Here is a 20,625-nt window from a genome sequence, read left to right on the forward strand (position 1 = left end):
ACTGTCGCGAGGACGTCGTTGCAGGCTGCTGTCTGCTCTGATGCCGGCACGAGTCCGACGGGTCCGATTCAGCCGACGCCGCGAAACCGTATCTGCGTTCCGGGGGTCAGCTGCGCGGCGGCGGACACGTCGTCCGCGGTGACGACGGCGATCACCGGATAGCCGCCCGTGACGGGGTGGTCGGCGAGAAACAGCACCGGCTGCCCGGACGGCGGCACCTGAAGGGCGCCGAGAACCATTCCCTCGCTGGGCAATTCATTGTCGTCGACCAGGCTCAACGGCTCGGCCCCGTCGAGCCTGATTCCGACGCGATCCGAATCCTGCGTGACGGTCCAGGGCTGCTCCAGTAGCAGCGATCGGGCGTGCTCGGTGAACCAGTTCTCGCGTGGCCCGAACGTGACGTGCAGTGTGGCTCGAATCGATGGTGGCGGCACGAACTCCGCGGCGGGCCATGCCGCGCTGTCGTTGCCGATGGCGAGCACATCGCCGGGGGAGAGGACAGCGGGGCCGATGCCCGACATCGTGTCCGTCGATCGGCTGCCGAGGACAGCGGGCACGTCGATTCCGCCGCGTACGGCGAGGTAGCTGCGCAGACCTGATGTCGGCGCAGACAGCTCCAGTTCCTGCCCGGCTCGCATCACCAGTGTCGAATACAGTCCCTGCTGCGTGCCGTCGATTCGGCAGGCCGCGTCCGCACCGGTGACTGCGACAACAGCGTCGAACTCGGCGCGAAGCGTCAGTCCTCCGAAGGTCACCTCGAGTGTCGCGGCAGCGGAATTGTTGCCCACCAATCGGTTTGCGGCATCGTGTGAGAGCAGGTCTGCCGCACCGGAGCGGCCGACTCCGATCGACGCATGCCCCGGGCGGCCGCGATCCTGCACGGCGCACAGCGGCCCCGTCCGCAGCACGGTGAGGGTATTCATGTTCGCTCGAATCGGACGGTGGTGCCGGGGCGAAGCAGTGCGGGTGGATCGCGATCGAGGTTCCACAACTGTGCGTCGGTACGTCCGATCAATTGCCAGCCGCCGGGCGACGAGCGTGGGTAGATGCCCGAGAACTCGCCCGCGAGTCCCACTGCACCGGCCGGGACAGCGGTGCGCGGCGATGTACGTCGCGGGACGTGCAGTCGGGTGTCGGTGCCGACGAGGTAACCGAACCCGGGGGCGAAGCCGCCGAACGCGACGGTCCACGTCTGTTCACAATGCGCGGCAACGACTTCCGTGGTGGACAGTCCCGTCAGGTGGGCCACTTCGTCGAGGTCTTCGCCGTCGTAGACGACCGAGATCGTCACGGTGTCGGCGCGGTTGTAGTCGTCTGACTCGGCCGGCTCGGTGGCCGAGATCCAGTCCAGTATCGGCTGCCGCGGACCGTCGAACATCACCAGGACGGTGCGCGCGGCGGGAACGAGGTCGACGACGGCAGCCGGTGGGTTCAGAGTCAGCGCGCGGTAGTACGCCATCGACTCGTCCAGGCCGTCGAATTCGACGAGTGTCGCATTATCGCCGGCCGGGAGGATGAGCATCAGACGAAGGCGGTGATGTCGATGTGGTTGTTGCGCAGCAGCTCCGAGACGGCGGTGGCCATCGCGACTGCGCCGGGGGAGTCGCCGTGCAAGCAGATCGAGTCGGCCCGAACGTCGATGGTCGAGCCGTCCACGGCCATGGTGGTCCCATTGGTGACCATGGTCAGCACTCGCTGTGCCACCGCATCGGGGTCCGACAGCACGGCACCGGGCTCCGAGCGCGACACCAGCGTTCCCTGCGGGGTGTAGGCGCGGTCTGCGAAAGCCTCGGCGACAGTGCGCAGTCCGGCCCGCTCGGCCTCCTCCAGGAAGACCGAACCGGGGAGCCCGAGGACCGGCAGGGTCGCGTCGTACGAGCTGACGGCGTCGACCACGGCCCGTGCCTGCTCGCGGTGGTGCACGATCGCGTTGTAGAGCGCCCCATGCGGTTTGACGTAGGCAATCGCAGAGCCGGCTACCTGAGCGAGCGCGTCGAGAGCGCCCATCTGGTAGATGACGTCGGCAGTGAGGTCGGCGGGGGAGACGTCGAGAAAGCGTCGGCCGAATCCGGCAAGGTCGTGATACCCCACCTGCGCTCCGATCCGCACCGCTGCGTTCGCGGCCGAGCGGCACGTGCGCAACAAAGTGGTGGGATCACCGGCATGAAAGCCGCACGCAACGTTGGCGCTCGAGACCACGGCGAGCATGGCGTCGTCGTCGCCCAGAGTCCATGCACCGTAGCTTTCGCCGAGATCGGCGTTGAGATCGATGGCCGTCACGCTGCCATCTTAAGCGGCGACGAGCCGTCCGGAATTGGCCTTGCGTGTTGCACCCACAGCGCGGCAGAGGAGGTAGATCACGAACGAGATGGTGGTGACGAACGTCGAGACCGGCAGTCCGGGTGCGAGGGAGAGCAGGATGCCCCCGACGGCGGCGATCTCGGCGAACAGGATGGACAGCAGCGTCGCCTTGAGTGGGCTGGCCGTGACCCGCGCGGCAGCCGCGGCGGGAGTGATCAACAGCGAGAGCACCAGCAGGGCACCGACTATCTGGACGCCCAGCGCACACGCCACGCCGACGAGTACCGCGAACACGACCGACAGCGCACGGACGGGGACGCCTCTCGCCAGCGCTACCTCGGGGTCTGTACTGGCGAACAGCAGCGGCCGGTAGACCACCGCGAGCACGATCAGCACCAGCACGGCGCAGACCAGCAGCAGCTGGATTCCGCTCTGCCCGACGCCGACTATCTGGCCGATGAGCAACGAGAAGCTGGTGCCGGTTCGGCCCGGGTAGAGCCAGATGAACAACACCGACAGGCCGAGGCCGAACGACATGATGACGCCGATGACCGAGTCGCGATCGCGGGCCTTGTTGCCGAGCAATGCGAACATCACGGCCGCGACGACCGAACCGACGATTGCTCCGAGGCCCACGGTGATGCCGACGAGCAGAGCAGCGGATGCGCCGGTGAGCGAGAGTTCACTGGATCCGTGTACCGCGAAGGCCCATTGGCGGCTGACTATCAACGGTCCGAGAGCGCCCGCGAGCAACCCGAGAATTGCGGCCGCGATCAGCGCCTGCTGGACGAAGTCGTACGTCAGCAGATTGGCGGTGGTGTCGAAGTCGAGCATCTTCGAGAATGCGTCGAGAACCTTCTCGTTCATGCCTTGTCTTCTCTGTCGTGCGACACGGGTGGGTGGTGTGCGCCTGCCGAGCCGAGCGCATCGATGGAGTCGCCGGTACCGACGACCACGAGTCGGCCGCGGACCTTCAGCACCTCGACCTCGGTGCCGTAGAGCTCCGACAACACCTCGGTGGTCATGACCTTCTCGGGAGTGCCGATGCGGAACCGGCCGTCGACGATGTAGACGATGCGGTCGACGAGCGGGAGGATCGGGTTGATCTCGTGGGTCACGAACAGCACCGCCGTGTCGTGCTCCCGCCGTCGGCGATCGATGAGGCCCGAGACCAGAGATTGGTTTGCGAGGTCCAGGCTCAGCAGCGGCTCGTCGCACAGCAGGACCGAGGGGTCCCCGACGAGTGCCTGAGCGATGCGCAGCCGCTGCTGCTCGCCGCCGGACATCGAGCCGACCGGGGCACCCGCGAACGAGTTGGCGTCGACCTGATCGATCGCTCGCTGCACCGTGTCCTTGCGCTGTCGCATGCCGCGCAATCCCATGCCCCATTTGTGGCCGTCCCAGCCCAGGCCGACGAGATCGCGTCCGCGCAGCGGCAGATCGTCGTCGATGTTGCGTTGCTGCGGGACGTATCCCACGCCCGACTGGCCGCGACGGACGGGATTAGCGTCGATCGCGGCCGTGCCGGACGTGAGCTGATTCTGGCCGAGCAACACCTTGAGCAGAGACGTCTTACCGGATCCGTTGGGGCCGAGAACGGCGACGAATTCGCCCTTCTCGACCGTCAGGTCCAGGTTCTGCCACAGCGTGCGGTCGCCGAACGCCAGTCCGGCATCGCGCAGTTCTACAGCAGGCATGTACTACAGCTTTCCATCACGCTCGTCGGGTTCAGGAGGCGGTGGTGAGAGCGGCCTGCAGATCCGTCGCGGCCTTGGTCTGCCATTCGATGTACGTCATGCCTGCGGGCAGCGTTTCGGTGACCTCGACGACGGGGATGCCCGCGGCCTCGCTCGTGGAGCGAATGTCCTGGGTGACGGCGTCCTCGGTCTGGATGTTGTAGACCAGCGCGTGAACGGACTCGGACGTGAACAGATCTCGCGTTGCGGCGATGGAGGCTGGCGACGGGTCGTTACCTTCCTCGATGGAATCCTTGAAGTCCTCGGGGGTGCGATCGTCGAGATCGGACTCCTCGATCAGGTAGTGCGCGATCGGTTCGGTCTGGGCCACCGGCGCGTTCGGGAAATCGGCGGCGATCTTCGCCGTCACGTCGGTGATGGCGTGGACCTGCTCGTGGAAGGTCTCGGCGTTGGCGGTGTACTGCGCGGCGTTGTCGGGATCGAGCTGGCCGAGCTTGTCGGCGATCTCCTCGGCGGCGTGCGCTGCCACCTCGGCGTTGTACCAGACGTGTTCGTTGACCTCGCCGTGTGAATGACCGTCGTCCGCCGTGGGTTCGGGTGCGGCTTCCGAGGTGGGCTCGTCGGAGGCGTGATCGTGGCTCTCGTCGAGCAGAGTGAAGGCGTCGACCGAGGGCACGTTCTGTGCCTCGGAATCGAGGATGTCCTCGATGAATTGGTCGTAGCCACCGCCGTTGTAGACCACCAGCGACGCCTCGGAGACGGACGCCGCGTCGGCCGGGCTCGCCTCGTAGGAATGCGGATCCGCAGAGGGATCGGAGATGATCGACGTCACTGTCGCGAGGTCACCGGCAACCGCCTCGGCGACGCTTCCCCAGACGTTGGTGGACGCGACGATCGTGATCGGCCCGTCGACAGGGGTGGCGGGGGCGGACTCGATGCTCGCAGGATCGCTGGAGCTGCACGCACTCAATGTGAGGGCTGCGGCGCAGGTCAGGCCCAGTACAGCCGTGAGCTTGGTCCGGGACGCGCGATGGATGGACGACATCGTTGTACTCCTGATGGGCAAGGCTTGACGCTAATGGAAACCGTTACCGTTGTACTCTAGCGCTCGTCGGGGCTCTCGATCGAATCGGACGAAGGCGACCTCCAATTTCTCCGGAGTGCGTAGTGGGACTAACGTCCCGGTAATGGTCAGGTCGAGCGAACCGCGACGTCAAGCGACGTTGGCATCGATTGCTGCCGAGCTGAAGGTATCGCGCACCACTGTCTCGAACGCCTACAACCGACCGGATCAGCTCTCTCCCGAACTGCGCGAACGCGTACTTCAGGCGGCCAAACGGCGCGGCTACGCGGGCCCCGACCCGGTTGCCCGATCGCTGCGTACCCGCAAGGCCGGAGCCATCGGGCTGCTTCTCACCGAAGCCCTCAGCTACTCCTTCCGTGACCCGGCCGCCATGAGCTTCCTTGCAGGCCTCGCCGAATCCTGCGAGGCCGCAGGGCAGGGTCTGCTGTTGATCCCCGCTGGTGCCGAGCGAGACGACGTCCAGGCTGCCGCCGTGGTGCAACAGGCGGGAGTCGACGGATTCGTCGTGTACTCCGTTGCCGACGACGACCCCTACCTCGCTGCAGTGCGCGAACGTCACCTCCCGATCGTTGTGTGCGACCAGCCCCGCAACATCCCCGAGGCCGCCCTCGTTGCTATCGACGACCGCGTCGCCATGAAAATGCTTGCCGCGCATCTCATCTCACTCGGACACGAGCATCTCGCCGTGTTGTGCATGCGGCTCGGACGCGACCGCCGCGATGGCGTCGTGCCCCCGGGGCGGCTGGCGGACAGTCACTTCCACGTTCAGCGCGAACGTATCGCCGGCGTGCAGGCCGCGATGATCGACGCCGGACTCGATCCCGACACCCTCACCGTCGTCGAACGATTCGACCACACCGTTCGCTCCGGCCACTCCGCTGCGGCCCAAGCGCTGCAAGCCAACCGCGAAACCACGGCCCTGCTCTGCACCACCGACGTCATCGCGCTGGGTGCTCTCAACTTCGCGAAGGTCTCCGGAATCGATGTGCCGAGCCAACTCTCGGTGACCGGATTCGACGGCATCTCCGACGCGATCCGCGAGAACCTCACCACCGTGCGCCAGGATGCCGAAGAAAAAGGCCGACGAGCCGGGAAACTGGTGCTCTCGTCCTCGCACTCGGGCATCGTCGCCGCCGAAACCCTGCCGACCGAACTCTTCCGCGGACGAACCGCAGGACCGCCGCCGGAGCAACCGCCCGCAATCGCTTGACCTTCTTTCGCCCAACCGCCCGCCCCAGCTCTGCCCGACCCCCCGTTCGGGATCAATGTGGGTTTCAGTCAGTCTGACTGCAACAAAGCCACATTCATTCGGTGTCGGCCGGAACCCGGTTCGGGATGAATGTGGGTTTCAGTCAGTCTGAGTGCAACAAAGGCGCATTGATCCGGACTGGGGGTGAACCGGGGGTGGGTTGGGTGGAGGTCAGGAAGGCTGAGCGCTGAGCAATCTCGCACAACGCAGCAGACCCAGGTGACTGTAGGCCTGCGGATGGTTGCCGAGCGATCGTTCGGCAATCGGGTCGTATTCCTCACTGAGCAGGCCTGTCGGTCCGGCAGCGCTGACGAGTTGGGCGAACAGAGCCTCGGCCTCGGCGCGCTGTCCCACCAACAGATATGCCTCGACGAGCCAGGCGGCGCACAGGTGAAATCCGCCTTCGCCGCCGGGGAGACCGTCGTCGTGGCGGTAGCGGTAGACGGTCGACCCGCTCCGCAATTCGGCCTCGGTGGCAGTGACGGTGGCGGCGAAGCGCGGATCTGCCGGATCGATCAGACCCGACAGGCCGATGTACAACGTCGCGGCGTCGAGGTCGGTGCCGTCGTAGGCGGCGGTGAAGGACTGCACCTCGTCGTTCCAGCCGTTGGCGAGGACTTCCTCACGGATTTTCTCGCGCAGGGGTGCCCAGCTCGATTCGGCTGTGCGGCCGAAGGTTTCGGCCAGTCCGATAGCACGGTCGACGGTGATCCAGCCCATCACCTTCGAGTAGACGTGGTGGCGGGGATTGTCGCGGATTTCCCAGATGCCGTGATCGGGCTCGAACCAGCGTCGTTCGACGGCTTCGACCATGGCGCGGACGAGTTCCCAGTCGTCGTCGGACAGGCCGTTCTCGGCCCCCTTGGCCTTACGGGCGTGGGCGAGGGCGGAGACCAATTCGACGATGGGTCCGAAGACGTCGAGCTGAACCTGTTGATTGGCAGCGTTTCCCACGCGCACCGGACGCGATCCGGCGTACCCCGGCAGCTCGTCGATGACCGCTTCGGGAGGAAGTCCGAGACCCCAGATGGTGTACAGCGGGTGTAGGCGTTCCGGGCCCGACACCGATTCCAGTACCCCGTGGATCCAGGACAGGTAGTTCTCGGCCTCGGCGACCGATCCGACGTCCACCAGTGCGGTCGCGGTGAGTGCAGCGTCGCGCAGCCAGCAGTAGCGGTAGTCCCAGTTACGCACTCCACCGATGTCTTCTGGCAGTGAGGTGGTGGCGGCCGCCATGATCGAACCGGACTCGGCGTGCACCAGGCCGCGCAGCGTCAGTGCCGATCGCTTCATCAGATCGCGCTTGAGCGGCGGCAGGTCCAGGCCGTCGGCCCAGTCCTTCCAGTAGGCCTCGGCCGCGCGACGACGCTCGACCTCGGCCCAGGGATGTTCGCCCAGATCGTCTGTGCCGAGACGCAATTCGAGAACGATCGGTCCGTCGGAGGGGTCGACCTCGGCGTGTGCTGTCTGCTGCGACCCGTCGGACACGATGTTCCAGGTGACGCCGGGACTGCGCAGCACCATCGGATCGGCCGTACCGAGGACACGCAGGCCCTCGGCGTCGGGTTCCAGTGAGGCCCAGGCTTTTCCGAATTCCGGACGCGGCGCGAACGTCACCACGGCGGTGGCTTTGCCGGTGATGACGCGCGTCAGAGCGGTCTGGCCCTGGCCGATGTCGTGCGGGAGGTAGTCGGTGACCTGCAGGCTGGCCCATTTGGTCTGCACAGTCATCGTTCCGTCCACGTACTGCTGACTGAGTGGCAGCGATGCGCGGGTGGGTCCGACGCTGAAGTGGCCGGCCTGATCGCCGCCGAGCAGGTGCGCGAACACGGCTGCGGAATCGGGTTCGGGGTGGCACAGCCAGGTGACGTCGGCATCGGGGGTGAGCAGGGCAACCGCATTGGGGCTGGCCAACATCGTCAGACGTTCGATCCGTGGTGCATCGGCTCCAGACAGCCACTGCCGACGCTCCTCCAACAGGAACGCCAAGGCCAGCGCGACCTGTTCGGTGCTGTCGATACGGAACTCTGCGAGGGTGTCGCCCGGCCCGATCTTGACCCCGATATCGGGGCCGTGCAAATGGCCGAAAGCCTTCTCGTCGGTGACGTCGTCGCCGAAGAAGACTGCGGCAGTAGCGGCTTCCTGGTGGCGAAGAATATCGAGGGCGACGCCCTTGTCGGTGACGATGACGGCCAGCTCGATGACGGACTTGCCCTCGGTGACCTGAACACCGTCGCGTGCTGCCGCCCCGGAACGCACGGCGGCAAGCGCCTCGTCACCGGCGGCAGTCTCGGCGTTGCGCACGTGCAGCGCGACGCTGGCCGGCTTGGTCTCGATGCTGACGCCGGGATGGGCGTCGGCGATGGTTTGCAGTTCTCCGGTGATGAGGGTGAGGAGCTTCTTGGCGTCGTCGTCGATGGCGTTGACGAACCCGGCGTCGAACTCGCTGCCGTGGCTGCCCACGAGCTGCACCTCGGACGGCAACCGAGAGAGGATCGCGAGATCACGCAGGGCGCGCCCGGAGATGACGGCGGCGTTGGTGCCGGCCAGCGAGGCGAGCCCGCGCATCGCGCTCACGGACTCTGGGTGCGGGAAGGCCTTCTGCGGGTCGGACACGATCGGAGCCATGGTGCCGTCGTAATCGGACGCGACGAGCAGGCGCGGAGTCCGAGCGACTCCAACGAGCGCGCGGCGAAGTTCGAGCGGCAATTCGAGAGCAGTCACGCGTCGAATCTAGGCGATGAACCTCGTCTCGGCGTACCTGGCTTCGCGCGCTCGGCGTATCACTGCTGGTCGGGCACCAGACCGGGCGACGGCGTCACACCCGAGGCCGCCGACATCGACGCGGCGGACTTGGTGACGATGGCCAACATGGCTCGCTGCGCGGCGTCGGCATCACCGGACTGGATCGACGAGGCGACCACCCCGTGCAGACGGATCGCCTCCGGATCTGCCTGCCGTGACATCAGGGCGTGCCGGGTGCGGCCGGCGAGCACCTCCACCACGATGTCGGACATCGACCGCAACATCGGATTGCCCGACGCGGCGAGCAACGTCCGATGAAAGTTGCAATCGTGTTCGAGATACGCCTCGGAGTCGGCCGCGCGGGACGTCGACGACATTCCGATGACGGCGGCCGTCAGTGCGCCGCACTGCTCGGGCGTGGCCCGGTGGGCAGCCAGCTTGGCCGCCAAAGGCTCGATGCCCGAACGCAATTCGCTGAGCAGTAGCAGTTGCTCGGCACGAGCGGGCCCGGCCAACTGCCAACGGATGACGACCGGATCCAGAGAATTCCAGTTGTCGGAACTCTGCACGGTGATCCCGACGCGCCGCCGCACGGTCAGCAACCCCAGCGACTCGAGAACCCGAACCACTTCCCGTACGACCGTTCGCGAGACGGTGAATCGCACGGCGACGTCGTCGGCCGAGATTCGGGTTCCGCTCGGGATTGCGCCGCTGACGATGTCGCGACCGAGCTCGTCGAGCACCGAATCGTGCAATTGGCGGAAGTCGTTGGTCTCGGTCATGTTCGCTCGATCGTCCCACGGCTCGCCCGGTTTCTCGCGTCTGTCCGATCTGCACGACCTCGATGGAGCAGTATCGAGGGATGGCAGCGGAGACGACAGGCAGAGCGCATCATCCGGTTCTCGTGGTGATGGGCGTATCGGGATCGGGCAAGTCGACGGTGGCGGGCATCCTCGCCGGAGCATTGAAGTGGGACCTCCAGGAGGGCGACGACCTGCACCCGGACGCCAATGTGGCGAAGATGGCGTCGGGTCAGCCCTTGACGGACGAGGACAGGTGGCCGTGGCTCGACGTGATCGCGGCGTGGATCACCGACCACACCACGACGGGCCGATCCGGGATCGTGACCTGCTCAGCGCTCAAGCGGTCGTATCGGGACGTGCTCAGTGCTGCATCCAGGGAGGGTGCCGAGGTGATCTTCGTGCACCTGGCCGGAACCAAGGACCGGATCAGTGGGCGTCTCAATGCACGCATGGACCACTTCATGCCGTCCTCGTTGCTCGACACCCAGATCGCCACACTCGAGCCGCTCGGTGAGGACGAGAACGCCATCGTCGTCGACATCGGCCCGCCGCCCACGAAGATCGCCGAACGCGTCCTCGTCGAGCTCGAGAAGCGCGCGGGGATGTCGGAGAGTCACTGATTGCCTTGGGGTCGGCCTCGGTCCGCCGGCCCTGTTGGGATGAATGCGGCTTCCAGTCACTCAGACTGCCTGAATGGGACATTCATCCAGCTCAAACCGGTCGAAACCGAGCGGGTGAAGTCCGGACGGCGTCGGCGCGTGTCCATTTCAAGCAAGCGCGCTTGCTTTTAAGTACTACGAATGAACGAAAGAACTTGTAAAAGTACGACGAATGAGAGAAGGTGAGCTTGTTCACTTTTCAGTGAGGAGACAGCTCATGGTGCGAGGCGCACCCGCCAGGCCCGTCCAACTTCCCGTCCCCAACGCAGATGTGTGGGATTGGCAACTCGACGGCTTGTGTCGTGGTCTGGACTCGTCCGTGTTCTTCCACCCCGAGGGTGAACGAGGACGTGCCCGCTCCTCGCGAGAAAAGGCCGCCAAGCAGGTCTGCGGCCGGTGCCCGGTTCTCGAACAATGCCGTCGGCATGCACTCGAAGCGAACGAGCCCTACGGAGTGTGGGGCGGAATGTCCGCTCACGACCGCGCCGACGTCTACCGCGGGGCCGTCCGCACCGCCTGATCTCTCCGTCGGAGAACCTGTCGGTGGGTTCGTGTTTCATGACGACCCATGAACAAGGTCCTGCGTGCGACGCTCGTCAGTGCGGTCGTCATCACCACCGTCATCGGAATCGCGTCCTTCGTACTGAGCTTCGCCGCCCTGTGGGATCTCGCCACGATGGCCGGGGTTCCACGCTCGCTGTCGTGGCTGTGGCCCGTGATCGTCGACGGCACCATTCTCCAGGCCACCATCTCCGTCATCGCGCTCGCTCAATTCGAGGATCAACGCAGTGGCCGACGCTTCTTCTGGGGCGTGCTGATCACCGCAGCCCTGGTCAGTATCGGTGCAAATGCCATGCACGCCTTCATCTCCGACGCCGGCACACTGCATCCCGCGCTGTCGGCGGCCATCGCGACCGTTGCCCCGGTGAGCCTGTTGGCCGCGACGCACGGACTCGGCATCCTGGTGCGTATCCCCGCCGAGCTGCCCGAGGCCGTCACGGAGACAGTCGAGCCCGTCGCGTTCGTTCCGGTGGCAGAACAGCCACAACCAGTCGAAGAGCCACAGCCGGAAGTCCGCACTCCCATGCCGGTCCCGCGCCCGAATCCCGAACCCGTCGAGCGAGTCCGTATCGAGCAACCTGCGCCTGAACCAGCGGTTGCCTCGGTGCGCGTCGTCGAACCTTTGGACGAGGTCGATCGCTGGATACTCGACGAGGAACGGGTGGACGATCTCTATCCCGTCGACGCGCCGTGACGCCCGGTGGCACCATCGAGTGATGAGCGCACACTTGCCGAGATCCGTCGTTCCCGAGAAGCCGAAGCCGGGCCAGGAATCCGTCTGGGATTACCCCCGTCCACCCGCGCTGGAGTCCTCGAACCGTTCCCTCGTCGTTCGGCTCGGCGGCGAGGTGATCGCCCGCACCACCGCCGCCTACCGCGTACTCGAGACGAGCCATCCGCCCACCTGGTACATCTCGCCGGCGGACGTCGTTCCGGGCGCGTTGACCCCGTCCGCGGCCCGCTCGACGCACTGCGAATGGAAGGGCGCAGCAACGTACTGGGACGTGCACGGTGGAGATGCCGTCGCAGAGGCAGCCGGATGGAGCTACGAGACCCCCACTCCGAGGTTCGCCGCGATCGCGGGCTACCTCGCGTTCTCGCCCAGCCGTCTGCAATGCGAAATCGATGGAGAAGCGGTCCGACCCCAGGAGGGCGGTTTCTACGAGGGCTGGATCACCGACGACGTCGTCGGACCGTTCAAGGGCATCCCTGGCTCCTACGGCTGGTGATCACTCATCCCGCGGGCAGCAAAGCGCGGGGAACGATCTGAATCGAACTCGTCGCGCCGGGGTCGCTGCCGGTCACCAGCACGTCCCCGGTGCGCGGGTCGACCGCGACCGAATTGGCCTGTGTCACCGTCGGGACGTCGCCCAGGATGCGCGGAGCGGCGGGGTCCGATACGTCGACCACCCGCAGGAGGTTGGACGCGGTGAGCGTCACGAACAGCAGCCGCCGGTCGGGGTCCACCGCGAGCCCGTACGGGTTGCCCGGTGCGTCGATCGACGCGATCTGACGAATGCCGCCAGTGCTGTCGACCGACGCGAGAAGGACTGCCCCGCCGTCGGTGTCGGCGAATCCGGCCGTCGTATCGTTCACCGTCACTGCATGCGTGAGCTTGACGCCGATCGGGGCCTGCCCCACCTCCTGACGCGTCGCGCCGTCGTACACCCACACGCCGTTGCCCTGTACGTCTGCGACTGCCGCGTACGGACCGAGCGCGGCCACTCCACCGGGCTGCACCGGCCCCGGCGGTAGTTCCGACAACACCGAACCGTCGCGCAGGAAGATCACTCCGCCACCCATTTCGTTGGTGGCCACGATCGTGCCGTCGGAGGTCGAGACGGCATCGTGTGGTTGACGGCCGACGCCCGTGGCGGTCGACAGGATCGCGCCGTCGTCGAGTGAGACCTCGACCAGCTCGTCACTGCCTTCGAGCGGGGCGAGCACCGGGCCGTCGGGGCCGGCGAGCGAGAGGTGGCGCGGCGCACCGGTCGTCTGAACCATCTGCCGCACGGTGCCGGTTGCCGCGTCGAACAGCACCACACCGTCGGGTTCTCGGACCGCTGCGGCGGCGATTCCGGACGTTCCGACCACAACGCCCTCGGGAGCACCGGGGAAGGGTACGACGGTGCCGATCGGGTCGGCCGAATCCGGAGCTTGTGCGGGCTCGGCGGCCGGAGTCGTTGCGGGAGTGGATGGTTCGGTGGGGGATTCGGCGGCGGAGCAGCCGGCGATCAGCACACAGGCTGTCGCCGCTGCAATCAGACGCGCCCTCATCGGCGGTACTGCTCGAAGTGCAGGGCGTCGTCGAGCGGACGCCGGGTGCGCCAACCGAAGCGTTCCAAATCGGGTACCTCCTGAAATGATTCGACCGGACCCACACACAACCAAGCTATGGGGCGGACCGGTGCGGGGATGTCGAGTAACTCGGTGAGAAAAGACTCGTCGTAGAACGAGACCCAGCCGACGCCGACGTTCTCGGCAATTGCTGCCAGCCAGAGGTTCTCGATCGCGAGTACAGCAGAGAACAGTCCGGTGTCGTCGACTGTGTCGCGGCCCAGGACGTGCCGTCCTCCACGGTTCGGATCGTAGGTGACCACCACTCCGGTCCCGCTCGTTTCGATTCCCTCTACCCGAATGGGGTCGAACGTCTTTCGGCGTTCGGCATCGAGTTTGTCGGCGAAGTCCTGTCGGCAACCCGCGACGTGGGTGGCAAATGTGTTCAGGGTGTCGGGCTTGCGGACCACGACGAAGTCCCAGGGCTGGGTGTTGCCGACGCTCGGGGCCTGGTGCGCGGCACCGAGTATGCGGCGCAGCGTGTCGTCGTCGACGACGGTTCCGTCGAACTCGGCCCGGACATCGCGTCGAGATCGAATCGCGGCGTACACCGACAAGGCTGCCTCGGTCATGATATCCGTTCTCCCGTAGCAATTTTCAGACGCGCGTTCAGTTCGGCGACGAGGGTCGGTAGTAGATCCGACGAGGTGGGTCTGCCGAGGTGGTATCCCTGGGCACGCCCGCACCGCAATTCGCGTAGCGCGGTCATCGTCCTCTCGTCCTCCACACCCTCCGCAGTCACCGACAACCCCAGAGTACGGGCGAGTTCGACAGTCGACCGTACGATCGCGGCGTGCGCCGGATCCTGGGCCATCCCGCCGACGAAGGCTCGATCGATCTTGAGCTCCTGCACCGGCAACCGTTCGATGTAGGCGAGCGAGCTGTAGCCCGTGCCGTAGTCGTCGATGGCGACCTGCACACCCATCGCGTGCAGAATCGTCAGCATCTCGGTTGCCCCCACCGGATCGGTCATGGCCGAGGTCTCGGTCACTTCGAGCGTCAATCGTTCGGCAGGACAGTGGAATTCCTGCAGAGCGGTGCGCACTTGCTCGATCAGCGTGTCGTCGAACAGGTTGCGGGTCGAGATGTTCACGGCGATCTGGAGATCCAGTCCGCCCATTGCCCAGAGGCTGCGTTGGGCAAGTGCGCGGGTGAGCACATGGCTCGTCAGCGGCCGGATGAGCCCGGTACGTTCGGCCGTGGGCAGAAAAGCAGTGGGCGAGAGCACCGTCCCGCTCGGATGATGCCACCGCAGCAATGCCTCCACGCCGACGACCGTCATCGAGTCGAGATCGACCTGGGGTTGGTACAGCAGCTCGAGCTGGTCGGATTCGAGTGCGGTGGTCAACTCGCCGAGCATGATCAGTTGCGCGCTCGTGTCTCTGTCCATGGAGCGGTCGTAGAACGCGACGCGCGATTGCGTCGCCTTTGCGGCCTGCACAGCGAGATCGGCACGCTGCACCAGGCGATCCGGGGTGGCCTCGTCCTCGCCCTCGGCAGTGGGAAGGCTCGACGCGACACCCACACTCGCCTCGATCAGCAGCGTCATGGTGCCCACTTCGAACGGCGCAGCGAATTGACGCTGAACCTCGTGTGCCAGAGCGGTCGGGTCCATCGAGTTCGTCGTCCCGCACAGCATGAACTCATCACCTGCCAAGCGTGCCAACATGATCGAATCGTCGACGATATTTCGCAGTCTGTCGGCGACCGCCACCAGGACCTGATCTCCCAGACCGCGCCCGAAAGTGTCGTTGATTTCTTTGAATCGGTCGATATCGACCGTCAGCAGGGTGGTGTCACCCGCGTTCTGCCAGATTCTGTGTTCGAGTGCGCGGAGATTGGCGAGACCGGTGAGTCGATCGGTGTCGGCGGCGGCGCGGAGCCGCACGGTCTGGGTGTGGAGCAACCGAAGCAGATCGGTGATGCGCAATATCACCAGGATCACCAACGCCGATGCACACAGCAATACCGCCCAGCCCCACTGCGCAATCGGCTCGTCGCGAATCACCTCGATGAACATGACCGTCGGAGCCGTCAGGGTCGCCGCGGTCAGGACGACGACCGTCGGGGTGGTGAACGACGCCATCAGGTGGGCTTCGGGTTCGATGTTCGAGCTGGCTATTCGACGCATGGACGGATGCAGGGCGGCAACCCCGATGAGTACGTAGGACATGGTCCAACCGGCGTCGACCAGTGAGCGATCCGACGGCGACTCCGAGACGATGGAGAAGTTGTTCACGATGTCGGTGACGACCAGCAGCAGGACTGCGACCGTCAGCAAACGGTAGGACAGCGTGCGCCACTGCCGCGAACCGACGAAGTGGGCCAGCAACCCCAGCAGAAAGATGTCCATGGCGGGGTACGCAACATCCACCAGGCCGGCTGTACCCGAGATGCCACCGTCGCCCAGCGACGGTTGCACGGCGAACACCCAGGTGAGCAACCCGAACGCGACCATGACGATGGCGCTGTTGGCGACGTGTCCGCGCTCGCTCGCGCGCCATTCGTGTCGGACCAGCAAAAACAGGCCGAACCCGTAGATCGGGTAGCCCACCAGGTAGAACACGTCGGCGAGCGAGGGGTCGGGAACGCTGCCCCTCGTGACGTCGATCCACTCGAATACGATGTCGCCGACGACCCAGAGCCCGGTGCCCAGCGCGATGGTCAGCCACGTTGTGCGATTGCGCGGCCGGTGCATCCTGGTGCCGATCACGGTGGCCACCACAGCGGATGCGCCGACGACGATGAAGATCGACTGGGACCAGGCGTTGCTCGGAACCGCGAAGTAGGCGAGGCAGCCGAGTACGCCGAGGGCCGCGTACCACCGCCACCAGGCCGTCACTGTTCTCTCCAGCCGTTCACGCCGATCCGACGACTCCAACAATGGCACACTCGGTGATCTGGGTCACTTCGGCTGTCCCGATCGTTCCGGTTGTGCGTCGAGAGTATGTCGGTAGCCCGTGCGAGCATTGATTCGTGGAGTCGAACAATCCGAACCTGGCGAGCATCATGCACGCCGACCTCGACTCCTTCTATGCCTCGGTGGAGCAACGCGACGACCCCCGGCTCCGCGGCAAGCCGGTCATCGTCGGCGGGGGAGTGGTGCTCGCCGCCAGCTACGAGGCCAAAGCGTTCGGGGTGCGCACCGCAATGAGCGGCGGCCAGGCCAGGGCCGTGTGCCCGCAGGCCATCGTGGTGCCGCCGCGCATGGAGGCGTACTCGCAGGCGAGCAAGGACGTCTTCGACGTCTTTCACGACACCACTCCGCTGGTGGAGGGCATCTCCATCGACGAGGCTTTCCTCGACGTCGGAGGGTTGCAGAAGATCGCGGGCAGTGCGACCGATATCGGCCGGCAGTTGCGGCGAGACGTCGCCGAGCAGGTGGGGCTGCCCATCACCGTCGGGATCGCCACCACCAAGCTCCTGGCGAAGGTCGCCAGTGCTTTCGCCAAGCCGGACGGTCTGCTGCTCGTACCACCCGGCGGCGAACTGGAGTTCCTGCACCCACTGAACATCGAAAGGCTTTGGGGCGTAGGTAAGGTGACCGCGGAGAAGCTGCACGTTCTCGACATCAGGACCGTCGGAGACATCGCGGCCTACGGCGAGCGGTCGTTGGCCTCGGTGTTGGGGAAGGGTGCGGGCGCGCACCTGTACGCACTGGCAATGGGCCGGGATCCTCGACGCGTCCAGCCCGGAAAGTCTCGTAGTTCGATCGGCGCACAGCGTGCTCTCGGGCGCGGCAGGCACGACGCGGCCGAGGTGGAGGCATCGTTGATCGGGCTCGTCGACCGCGTCACCCACCGTATGCGCGGGGCGGAGCGAACCGGTCGAACTGTCATGTTGCGCTTGCGTTTTGCCGATTTCACCCGCGCCACCAGATCGCACACACTCGATCGAGCAACCGCCGACACCCGGGATATTCTCGACGCCGCGTTGGAACTGCTACACGACGCGGCGCCGATGATTGCGGAGAAGGGCATCACTCTCGTCGGCGTCACGGTGTCGAGCATCGACAAGGGCGGCGCGGAGCAACTGGAACTGCAGTTCGACGCACCGCAGGTGCGCACGCCGCCGGAGGCATCGGCACTCGACCGTGCGCTCGACGGGGTGCACAAGAAGTTCGGCTCCACGTCGTTGACGCGTGGGGTGCTGCTGGGCCGGGACCCGGGAATCTCGGTCCCCCTGCTACCGGACTGACTAGGCGCGAATTCTCGGCTGGACCCGAAAGCCTTCGGGCATCATGGTCAGTCGCTCCTGAACCTTCAGTCGGTACGACGGGTCGGCCTGCAGATCGAAGCGCTGCAGAATTGTCCCGAGTACCAGAACCGCTTCGTGGATGGCGAATTGTCTTCCGATGCAGGCACGTTCACCGGTCCCGAACGGTTTGTACACGTGCGCGGGGCGTGCCTTGATGCGATCGGGTAGAAAATTGTCGGGATCGAAGTCGTTCGGACGGTCACCCCAAGCCCGATCGCGGTGCAAGGCCGTCACCAGAACGACTGCCCAGTCGCCGGTGGCCATGCGGTAGTCGTCGCCGATGACTGTGTCTGTGCGCGCGCCGCGTCCGAACGCGGGCACCGTCGGCCACAAGCGTAGTGACTCGTCGAGGACACGGCGGACGTACCGCAGTTTGGGAACCTGGCCGAACTGGGGCTTGTCCGTACCCCAGACCTCGTCGACCTCGGCGCGGGCGCGTTCGAATACCTCGGGGTTGTTCGCCAGATAGTACAGCGCGAAAGACAGTGCGCCCGAGGTTGTCTCGTGCCCCGCGATCAGGAAAGTCAGGATCTGGTATCCGATGTTGGCCTCGCTCAGTGCATTCGGATTGTCGGCATCTTTCGCCGCATCCATCATGATCTGGAGCAGGTCGCTGGAGTCCTCGGTCGATCGGCGGCGGGTTCTGACGACATCGGCGAGAACGTCGGCCAAGTACTGCTTGTTGTGTGCGTACCTACGATCGGACCGGGCGAACAAGGGTTTTGCGAACGCCGGGATCGACAACAGCGACCGCCGCTGGTTGTAGGTCAGTGCGCCGACCATGGCGGCCACGAAGGGGTGTGGCTCGGCGCGCGCGAACGAGCCGAAGCTGTAGCTGAAGCCGGTGCGTCCGATGGTCTCGAGCGTCAGCTTTGTCATGTCCGAGGAGACGTCGGTGTCGGCACCACCACGAGAGCGACCCTCCCAATGTTCGATCAGGTCATCTGCGACGTCGACCATGATCTCGTGGTAGCCGCGCATGGCACCCGCGGTGAAGGCCGGACGCAGAAGATCATGGGCGCGTTGCCAGTTCGGCTCGTGGTTGTACGCGGTGAACAGCCCGTCCACCCCGATATCCCGCAGATTCTCGACTCCCGGAGGAAGGAACTTCTCGAAGCGCTTTTCGTCGCACAGCTCGCCCACCACGTCGGCACCGGACGCGAAGACGAAGCGCCGCCCGAGAATTTCGCGCTCGAACATCGGTCCGAGTCGACCGGCCAAGACGGTCGAGTCCTGAATCGGCGTGCGGGGATCGACACCGACGACGTCGCCGAGGACGGGGAGTCGGTAGGGAGGGTGCGGCAGCGAGCCGTTGCGCACCGCGAACTGTGTCGACATTGCCGCTCCCTCGTTGACCAACGATTGCTGTTGAACCGGTGTGTAATAGTGACCGTACTCACTGTTGAACTCGTGTCAAGTAAGATCCGAAGCCCATGACCACACCCCGGAAGCGCATGACGCCGGCACAGCGTCGCGCGCAATTACTGGAGATCGGTTCCGCGTTGTTCGCCGAGCGGCCGTACGAGGACGTGTGGATCGAGGAGGTCGCCGATCTCGCGGGCGTCTCCCGTGGGTTGATGTACCACTACTTCCCGTCCAAGCGGGAATTCTTCGTCGAGATCGTGCGCACCGAATCCGAGCGCAACCTCGACGTCACCGCGCCGGACACCTCGCTGCCCGTCCTCGAGCAGGTCGCAGCCGGTCTCGACGCGTACATCGCTTACTCCGACGAACACGCGCACGGCCTACGCGCCGTCAACCGGGGCGCGTTGCTCGGCGACGATCGGATCAACGACATTCTCACGCGAGAATTCGCCGTTCAGCAGGAACGAATCCTCGCCGCGCTGCCCGCCGCATTCGCCGACGACGAGATGGTCCGAACAGCCCTTCGTGGCTGGATCGCATTCGTGCGAGCGGTGTGCCTGGACTGGGTGGAGCGCAGAACTCTGGACCGGGAGCAGGTCCGCGAGCTGTGCCTACGCGCATTGTCGGGTCTTCTCGAGGTGTGAGTTGCGGGGCTATCGTCGAGGGATGTGCCGAAACATCACCACCTTGCGGGGGTTGGAACCGCACGCGACCGACGACGAGATCGAGGCAGCCGCGCGGCAGTACGTCCGCAAGATCAGTGGCGTGCAGAAGACATCCGACGCCACCCGCGACGCCTTCGAGTTGGCCGTCGCCGAGGTGACGGCAACGACGCATCGTCTCCTCGACGCACTGCCCGAGCGGCGTCAGCCCCCTCCCACGGTGCCGCCGCTGCGGCGTCCGGAAGTGCAGGCACGAATCGCGGCGGCGGGAGTGGAGCCTGCGGAACGACCTGTATCAGTGGTCAAGACTGGGTCCTAGCGGGTGCTGTCCGGCGGCACCGCCGGCAGTCCCTCGCTCACGCGTAGTTTCTCGGCCATCGAGCTGAGTAGGTTCTGAGATTCCTCGGACAGGTCGAACGCCCGGGCAGAGAGGCGACGTAGGCCGTATCCCTGGAGTCGGCCCAACAGTTCCAGGTCGTGATCTACCTTGGCTGCGTAGATGTCGTCGAAGAAGTAATCGGGCTTGACCTTGAAGAAGGCAGCCAGTGCCGCCACGGTATCGGTGGACGGGTTGGTGCGTTGGCCCGACCGCAGCTGCGAGATGTACGGCTTGGAGATCTGGTGCCCGCGCAGGGCCATAGCGTCGGCTACCTCCGCGTTGGTGTGAGGTTTGCGTCCCGGCGGGTGGATCGTGGAGAACAGGTGGTTCAGACGTGCGGCGAAATCAGCGGACATCGGGGATGTGTGTGCCTTCCTGGCATGGCCGCTGCCCACTGGGCAGGTCGATCCGCCGTGGACCGAACCGGTTGATAGTAGCCGGTACCGTGGTTCCGCTGTACCGTCGCTGACCTGCAGAAACTTAGCTGGAAACAGTACTGGTCGGTCTCCTGGCCGTGTCGGGGTCG

At 65.6% G+C, this 20,625-nt stretch carries 21 protein-coding genes; 8 read left to right on the plus strand and 13 right to left on the minus strand.

Features of this window, described 5'->3' with window-relative positions:
* Positions 1–68: 68 nt before the first annotated feature.
* From AC5WEY_RS08140 to AC5WEY_RS08165, 6 genes are read right to left on the minus strand one after another with little or no spacing between them, the layout of a single operon-like run.
* Entirely contained in the window at positions 69–923 is an 855-nt protein-coding gene (locus tag AC5WEY_RS08140) for a 5-oxoprolinase subunit C family protein (RefSeq protein WP_495645404.1), read from the minus strand.
* A complete protein-coding gene (locus AC5WEY_RS08145; protein ID WP_495645405.1) occupies positions 920–1,522 on the minus strand; it encodes a 5-oxoprolinase subunit B family protein in 603 nt (200 codons plus the stop codon). The genes AC5WEY_RS08140 and AC5WEY_RS08145 overlap by 4 nt, the downstream gene beginning before the upstream one ends.
* The gene (locus tag AC5WEY_RS08150; protein ID WP_495645406.1) at positions 1,522–2,280 is read right to left on the minus strand and encodes a LamB/YcsF family protein; all 759 of its coding nucleotides are present in this window, start codon (positions 2,278–2,280) and stop codon (positions 1,522–1,524) included. Before AC5WEY_RS08150 ends, AC5WEY_RS08145 begins: the two co-directional genes overlap by 1 nt.
* A gap of 9 nt (positions 2,281–2,289) precedes the next feature.
* On the minus strand, positions 2,290–3,168 hold the full coding sequence (locus AC5WEY_RS08155) for a metal ABC transporter permease (RefSeq protein ID WP_032380152.1): 879 nt from the start codon (positions 3,166–3,168) through the stop codon (positions 2,290–2,292).
* Entirely contained in the window at positions 3,165–3,998 is an 834-nt protein-coding gene (locus AC5WEY_RS08160; protein ID WP_495645407.1) for a metal ABC transporter ATP-binding protein, read from the minus strand. Before AC5WEY_RS08160 ends, AC5WEY_RS08155 begins: the two co-directional genes overlap by 4 nt.
* Before the next feature lie 31 nt (positions 3,999–4,029).
* Complete coding sequence (locus AC5WEY_RS08165; protein WP_495645408.1) at positions 4,030–5,043, minus strand: metal ABC transporter solute-binding protein, Zn/Mn family; 1,014 nt, start codon at positions 5,041–5,043, stop codon at positions 4,030–4,032.
* Between the two features lie 142 nt (positions 5,044–5,185).
* On the opposite strand from AC5WEY_RS08165, the gene AC5WEY_RS08170 reads away from it, so the two are divergent.
* Positions 5,186–6,292 (plus strand): LacI family DNA-binding transcriptional regulator, encoded by a 1,107-nt coding sequence (locus AC5WEY_RS08170; RefSeq protein WP_057476683.1) that lies wholly within the window; start codon positions 5,186–5,188, stop codon positions 6,290–6,292.
* 210 nt (positions 6,293–6,502) lie between these two features.
* Here the strand turns inward: AC5WEY_RS08170 and otsB are convergent, their stop codons facing one another.
* On the minus strand, positions 6,503–9,055 hold the full coding sequence (gene otsB, locus AC5WEY_RS08175; RefSeq protein WP_495645409.1) for a trehalose-phosphatase: 2,553 nt from the start codon (positions 9,053–9,055) through the stop codon (positions 6,503–6,505).
* A gap of 59 nt (positions 9,056–9,114) precedes the next feature.
* Positions 9,115–9,858, minus strand: a complete 744-nt coding sequence (locus AC5WEY_RS08180) for a FadR/GntR family transcriptional regulator (protein WP_057476681.1) — start codon at positions 9,856–9,858, stop codon at positions 9,115–9,117.
* Between the two features lie 80 nt (positions 9,859–9,938).
* Between AC5WEY_RS08180 and AC5WEY_RS08185 the strand changes: the two genes are divergently transcribed.
* The 4 genes from AC5WEY_RS08185 to AC5WEY_RS08200 all read left to right on the plus strand — a co-directional run bounded on the left by AC5WEY_RS08185 (position 9,939) and on the right by AC5WEY_RS08200 (position 12,328).
* Positions 9,939–10,499, plus strand: a complete 561-nt coding sequence (locus AC5WEY_RS08185; RefSeq protein ID WP_057476680.1) for a gluconokinase — start codon at positions 9,939–9,941, stop codon at positions 10,497–10,499.
* Positions 10,500–10,755: 256 nt separating this feature from the next.
* A complete protein-coding gene (locus AC5WEY_RS08190; RefSeq protein WP_057476679.1) occupies positions 10,756–11,058 on the plus strand; it encodes a WhiB family transcriptional regulator in 303 nt (100 codons plus the stop codon).
* A gap of 48 nt (positions 11,059–11,106) precedes the next feature.
* Entirely contained in the window at positions 11,107–11,793 is a 687-nt protein-coding gene (locus AC5WEY_RS08195; protein ID WP_495645410.1) for a DUF2637 domain-containing protein, read from the plus strand.
* Positions 11,794–11,815: 22 nt separating this feature from the next.
* Complete coding sequence (locus AC5WEY_RS08200) at positions 11,816–12,328, plus strand: DUF427 domain-containing protein (protein ID WP_495645411.1); 513 nt, start codon at positions 11,816–11,818, stop codon at positions 12,326–12,328.
* A gap of 4 nt (positions 12,329–12,332) precedes the next feature.
* On the opposite strand, the gene AC5WEY_RS08205 is transcribed toward AC5WEY_RS08200, so the two are convergent.
* From AC5WEY_RS08205 to AC5WEY_RS08215, 3 genes are read right to left on the minus strand one after another with little or no spacing between them, the layout of a single operon-like run.
* Positions 12,333–13,376 (minus strand): NHL repeat-containing protein, encoded by a 1,044-nt coding sequence (locus AC5WEY_RS08205; RefSeq protein WP_495645412.1) that lies wholly within the window; start codon positions 13,374–13,376, stop codon positions 12,333–12,335.
* Entirely contained in the window at positions 13,373–13,993 is a 621-nt protein-coding gene (gene bluB, locus AC5WEY_RS08210) for a 5,6-dimethylbenzimidazole synthase (protein ID WP_495645557.1), read from the minus strand. Before bluB ends, AC5WEY_RS08205 begins: the two co-directional genes overlap by 4 nt.
* A gap of 11 nt (positions 13,994–14,004) precedes the next feature.
* Positions 14,005–16,278, minus strand: coding sequence for a putative bifunctional diguanylate cyclase/phosphodiesterase (locus AC5WEY_RS08215; protein ID WP_495645413.1), 2,274 nt, complete (start codon positions 16,276–16,278; stop codon positions 14,005–14,007).
* Positions 16,279–16,445: 167 nt separating this feature from the next.
* Here AC5WEY_RS08215 and dinB point away from each other — a divergent pair, with 167 nt between their 5' ends.
* Positions 16,446–17,633: a DNA polymerase IV gene (gene dinB, locus AC5WEY_RS08220; protein ID WP_495645558.1), complete on the plus strand. Its 1,188-nt coding sequence runs from the start codon at positions 16,446–16,448 to the stop codon at positions 17,631–17,633.
* Here the strand turns inward: dinB and AC5WEY_RS08225 are convergent, their stop codons facing one another.
* Positions 17,634–19,031 carry a cytochrome P450 gene (locus tag AC5WEY_RS08225; RefSeq protein ID WP_495645414.1) on the minus strand — a complete coding sequence of 466 codons (1,398 nt, stop codon included), beginning with the start codon at positions 19,029–19,031 and terminating at the stop codon, positions 17,634–17,636.
* A gap of 95 nt (positions 19,032–19,126) precedes the next feature.
* Here AC5WEY_RS08225 and AC5WEY_RS08230 point away from each other — a divergent pair, with 95 nt between their 5' ends.
* On the plus strand, positions 19,127–19,702 hold the full coding sequence (locus AC5WEY_RS08230) for a TetR/AcrR family transcriptional regulator (RefSeq protein WP_057476672.1): 576 nt from the start codon (positions 19,127–19,129) through the stop codon (positions 19,700–19,702).
* A 22-nt stretch (positions 19,703–19,724) separates the two neighbouring features.
* Positions 19,725–20,039, plus strand: a complete 315-nt coding sequence (locus AC5WEY_RS08235; RefSeq protein WP_495645415.1) for a DUF2277 domain-containing protein — start codon at positions 19,725–19,727, stop codon at positions 20,037–20,039.
* On the opposite strand, the gene AC5WEY_RS08240 is transcribed toward AC5WEY_RS08235, so the two are convergent.
* Positions 20,036–20,455, minus strand: a complete 420-nt coding sequence (locus AC5WEY_RS08240; protein ID WP_495645416.1) for a helix-turn-helix domain-containing protein — start codon at positions 20,453–20,455, stop codon at positions 20,036–20,038. The two genes, AC5WEY_RS08235 and AC5WEY_RS08240, sit on opposite strands and share 4 nt — an antisense overlap.
* Positions 20,456–20,625 lie beyond the last annotated feature (170 nt).

The organism is Rhodococcoides sp. S146-33 (assembly GCF_059489205.1).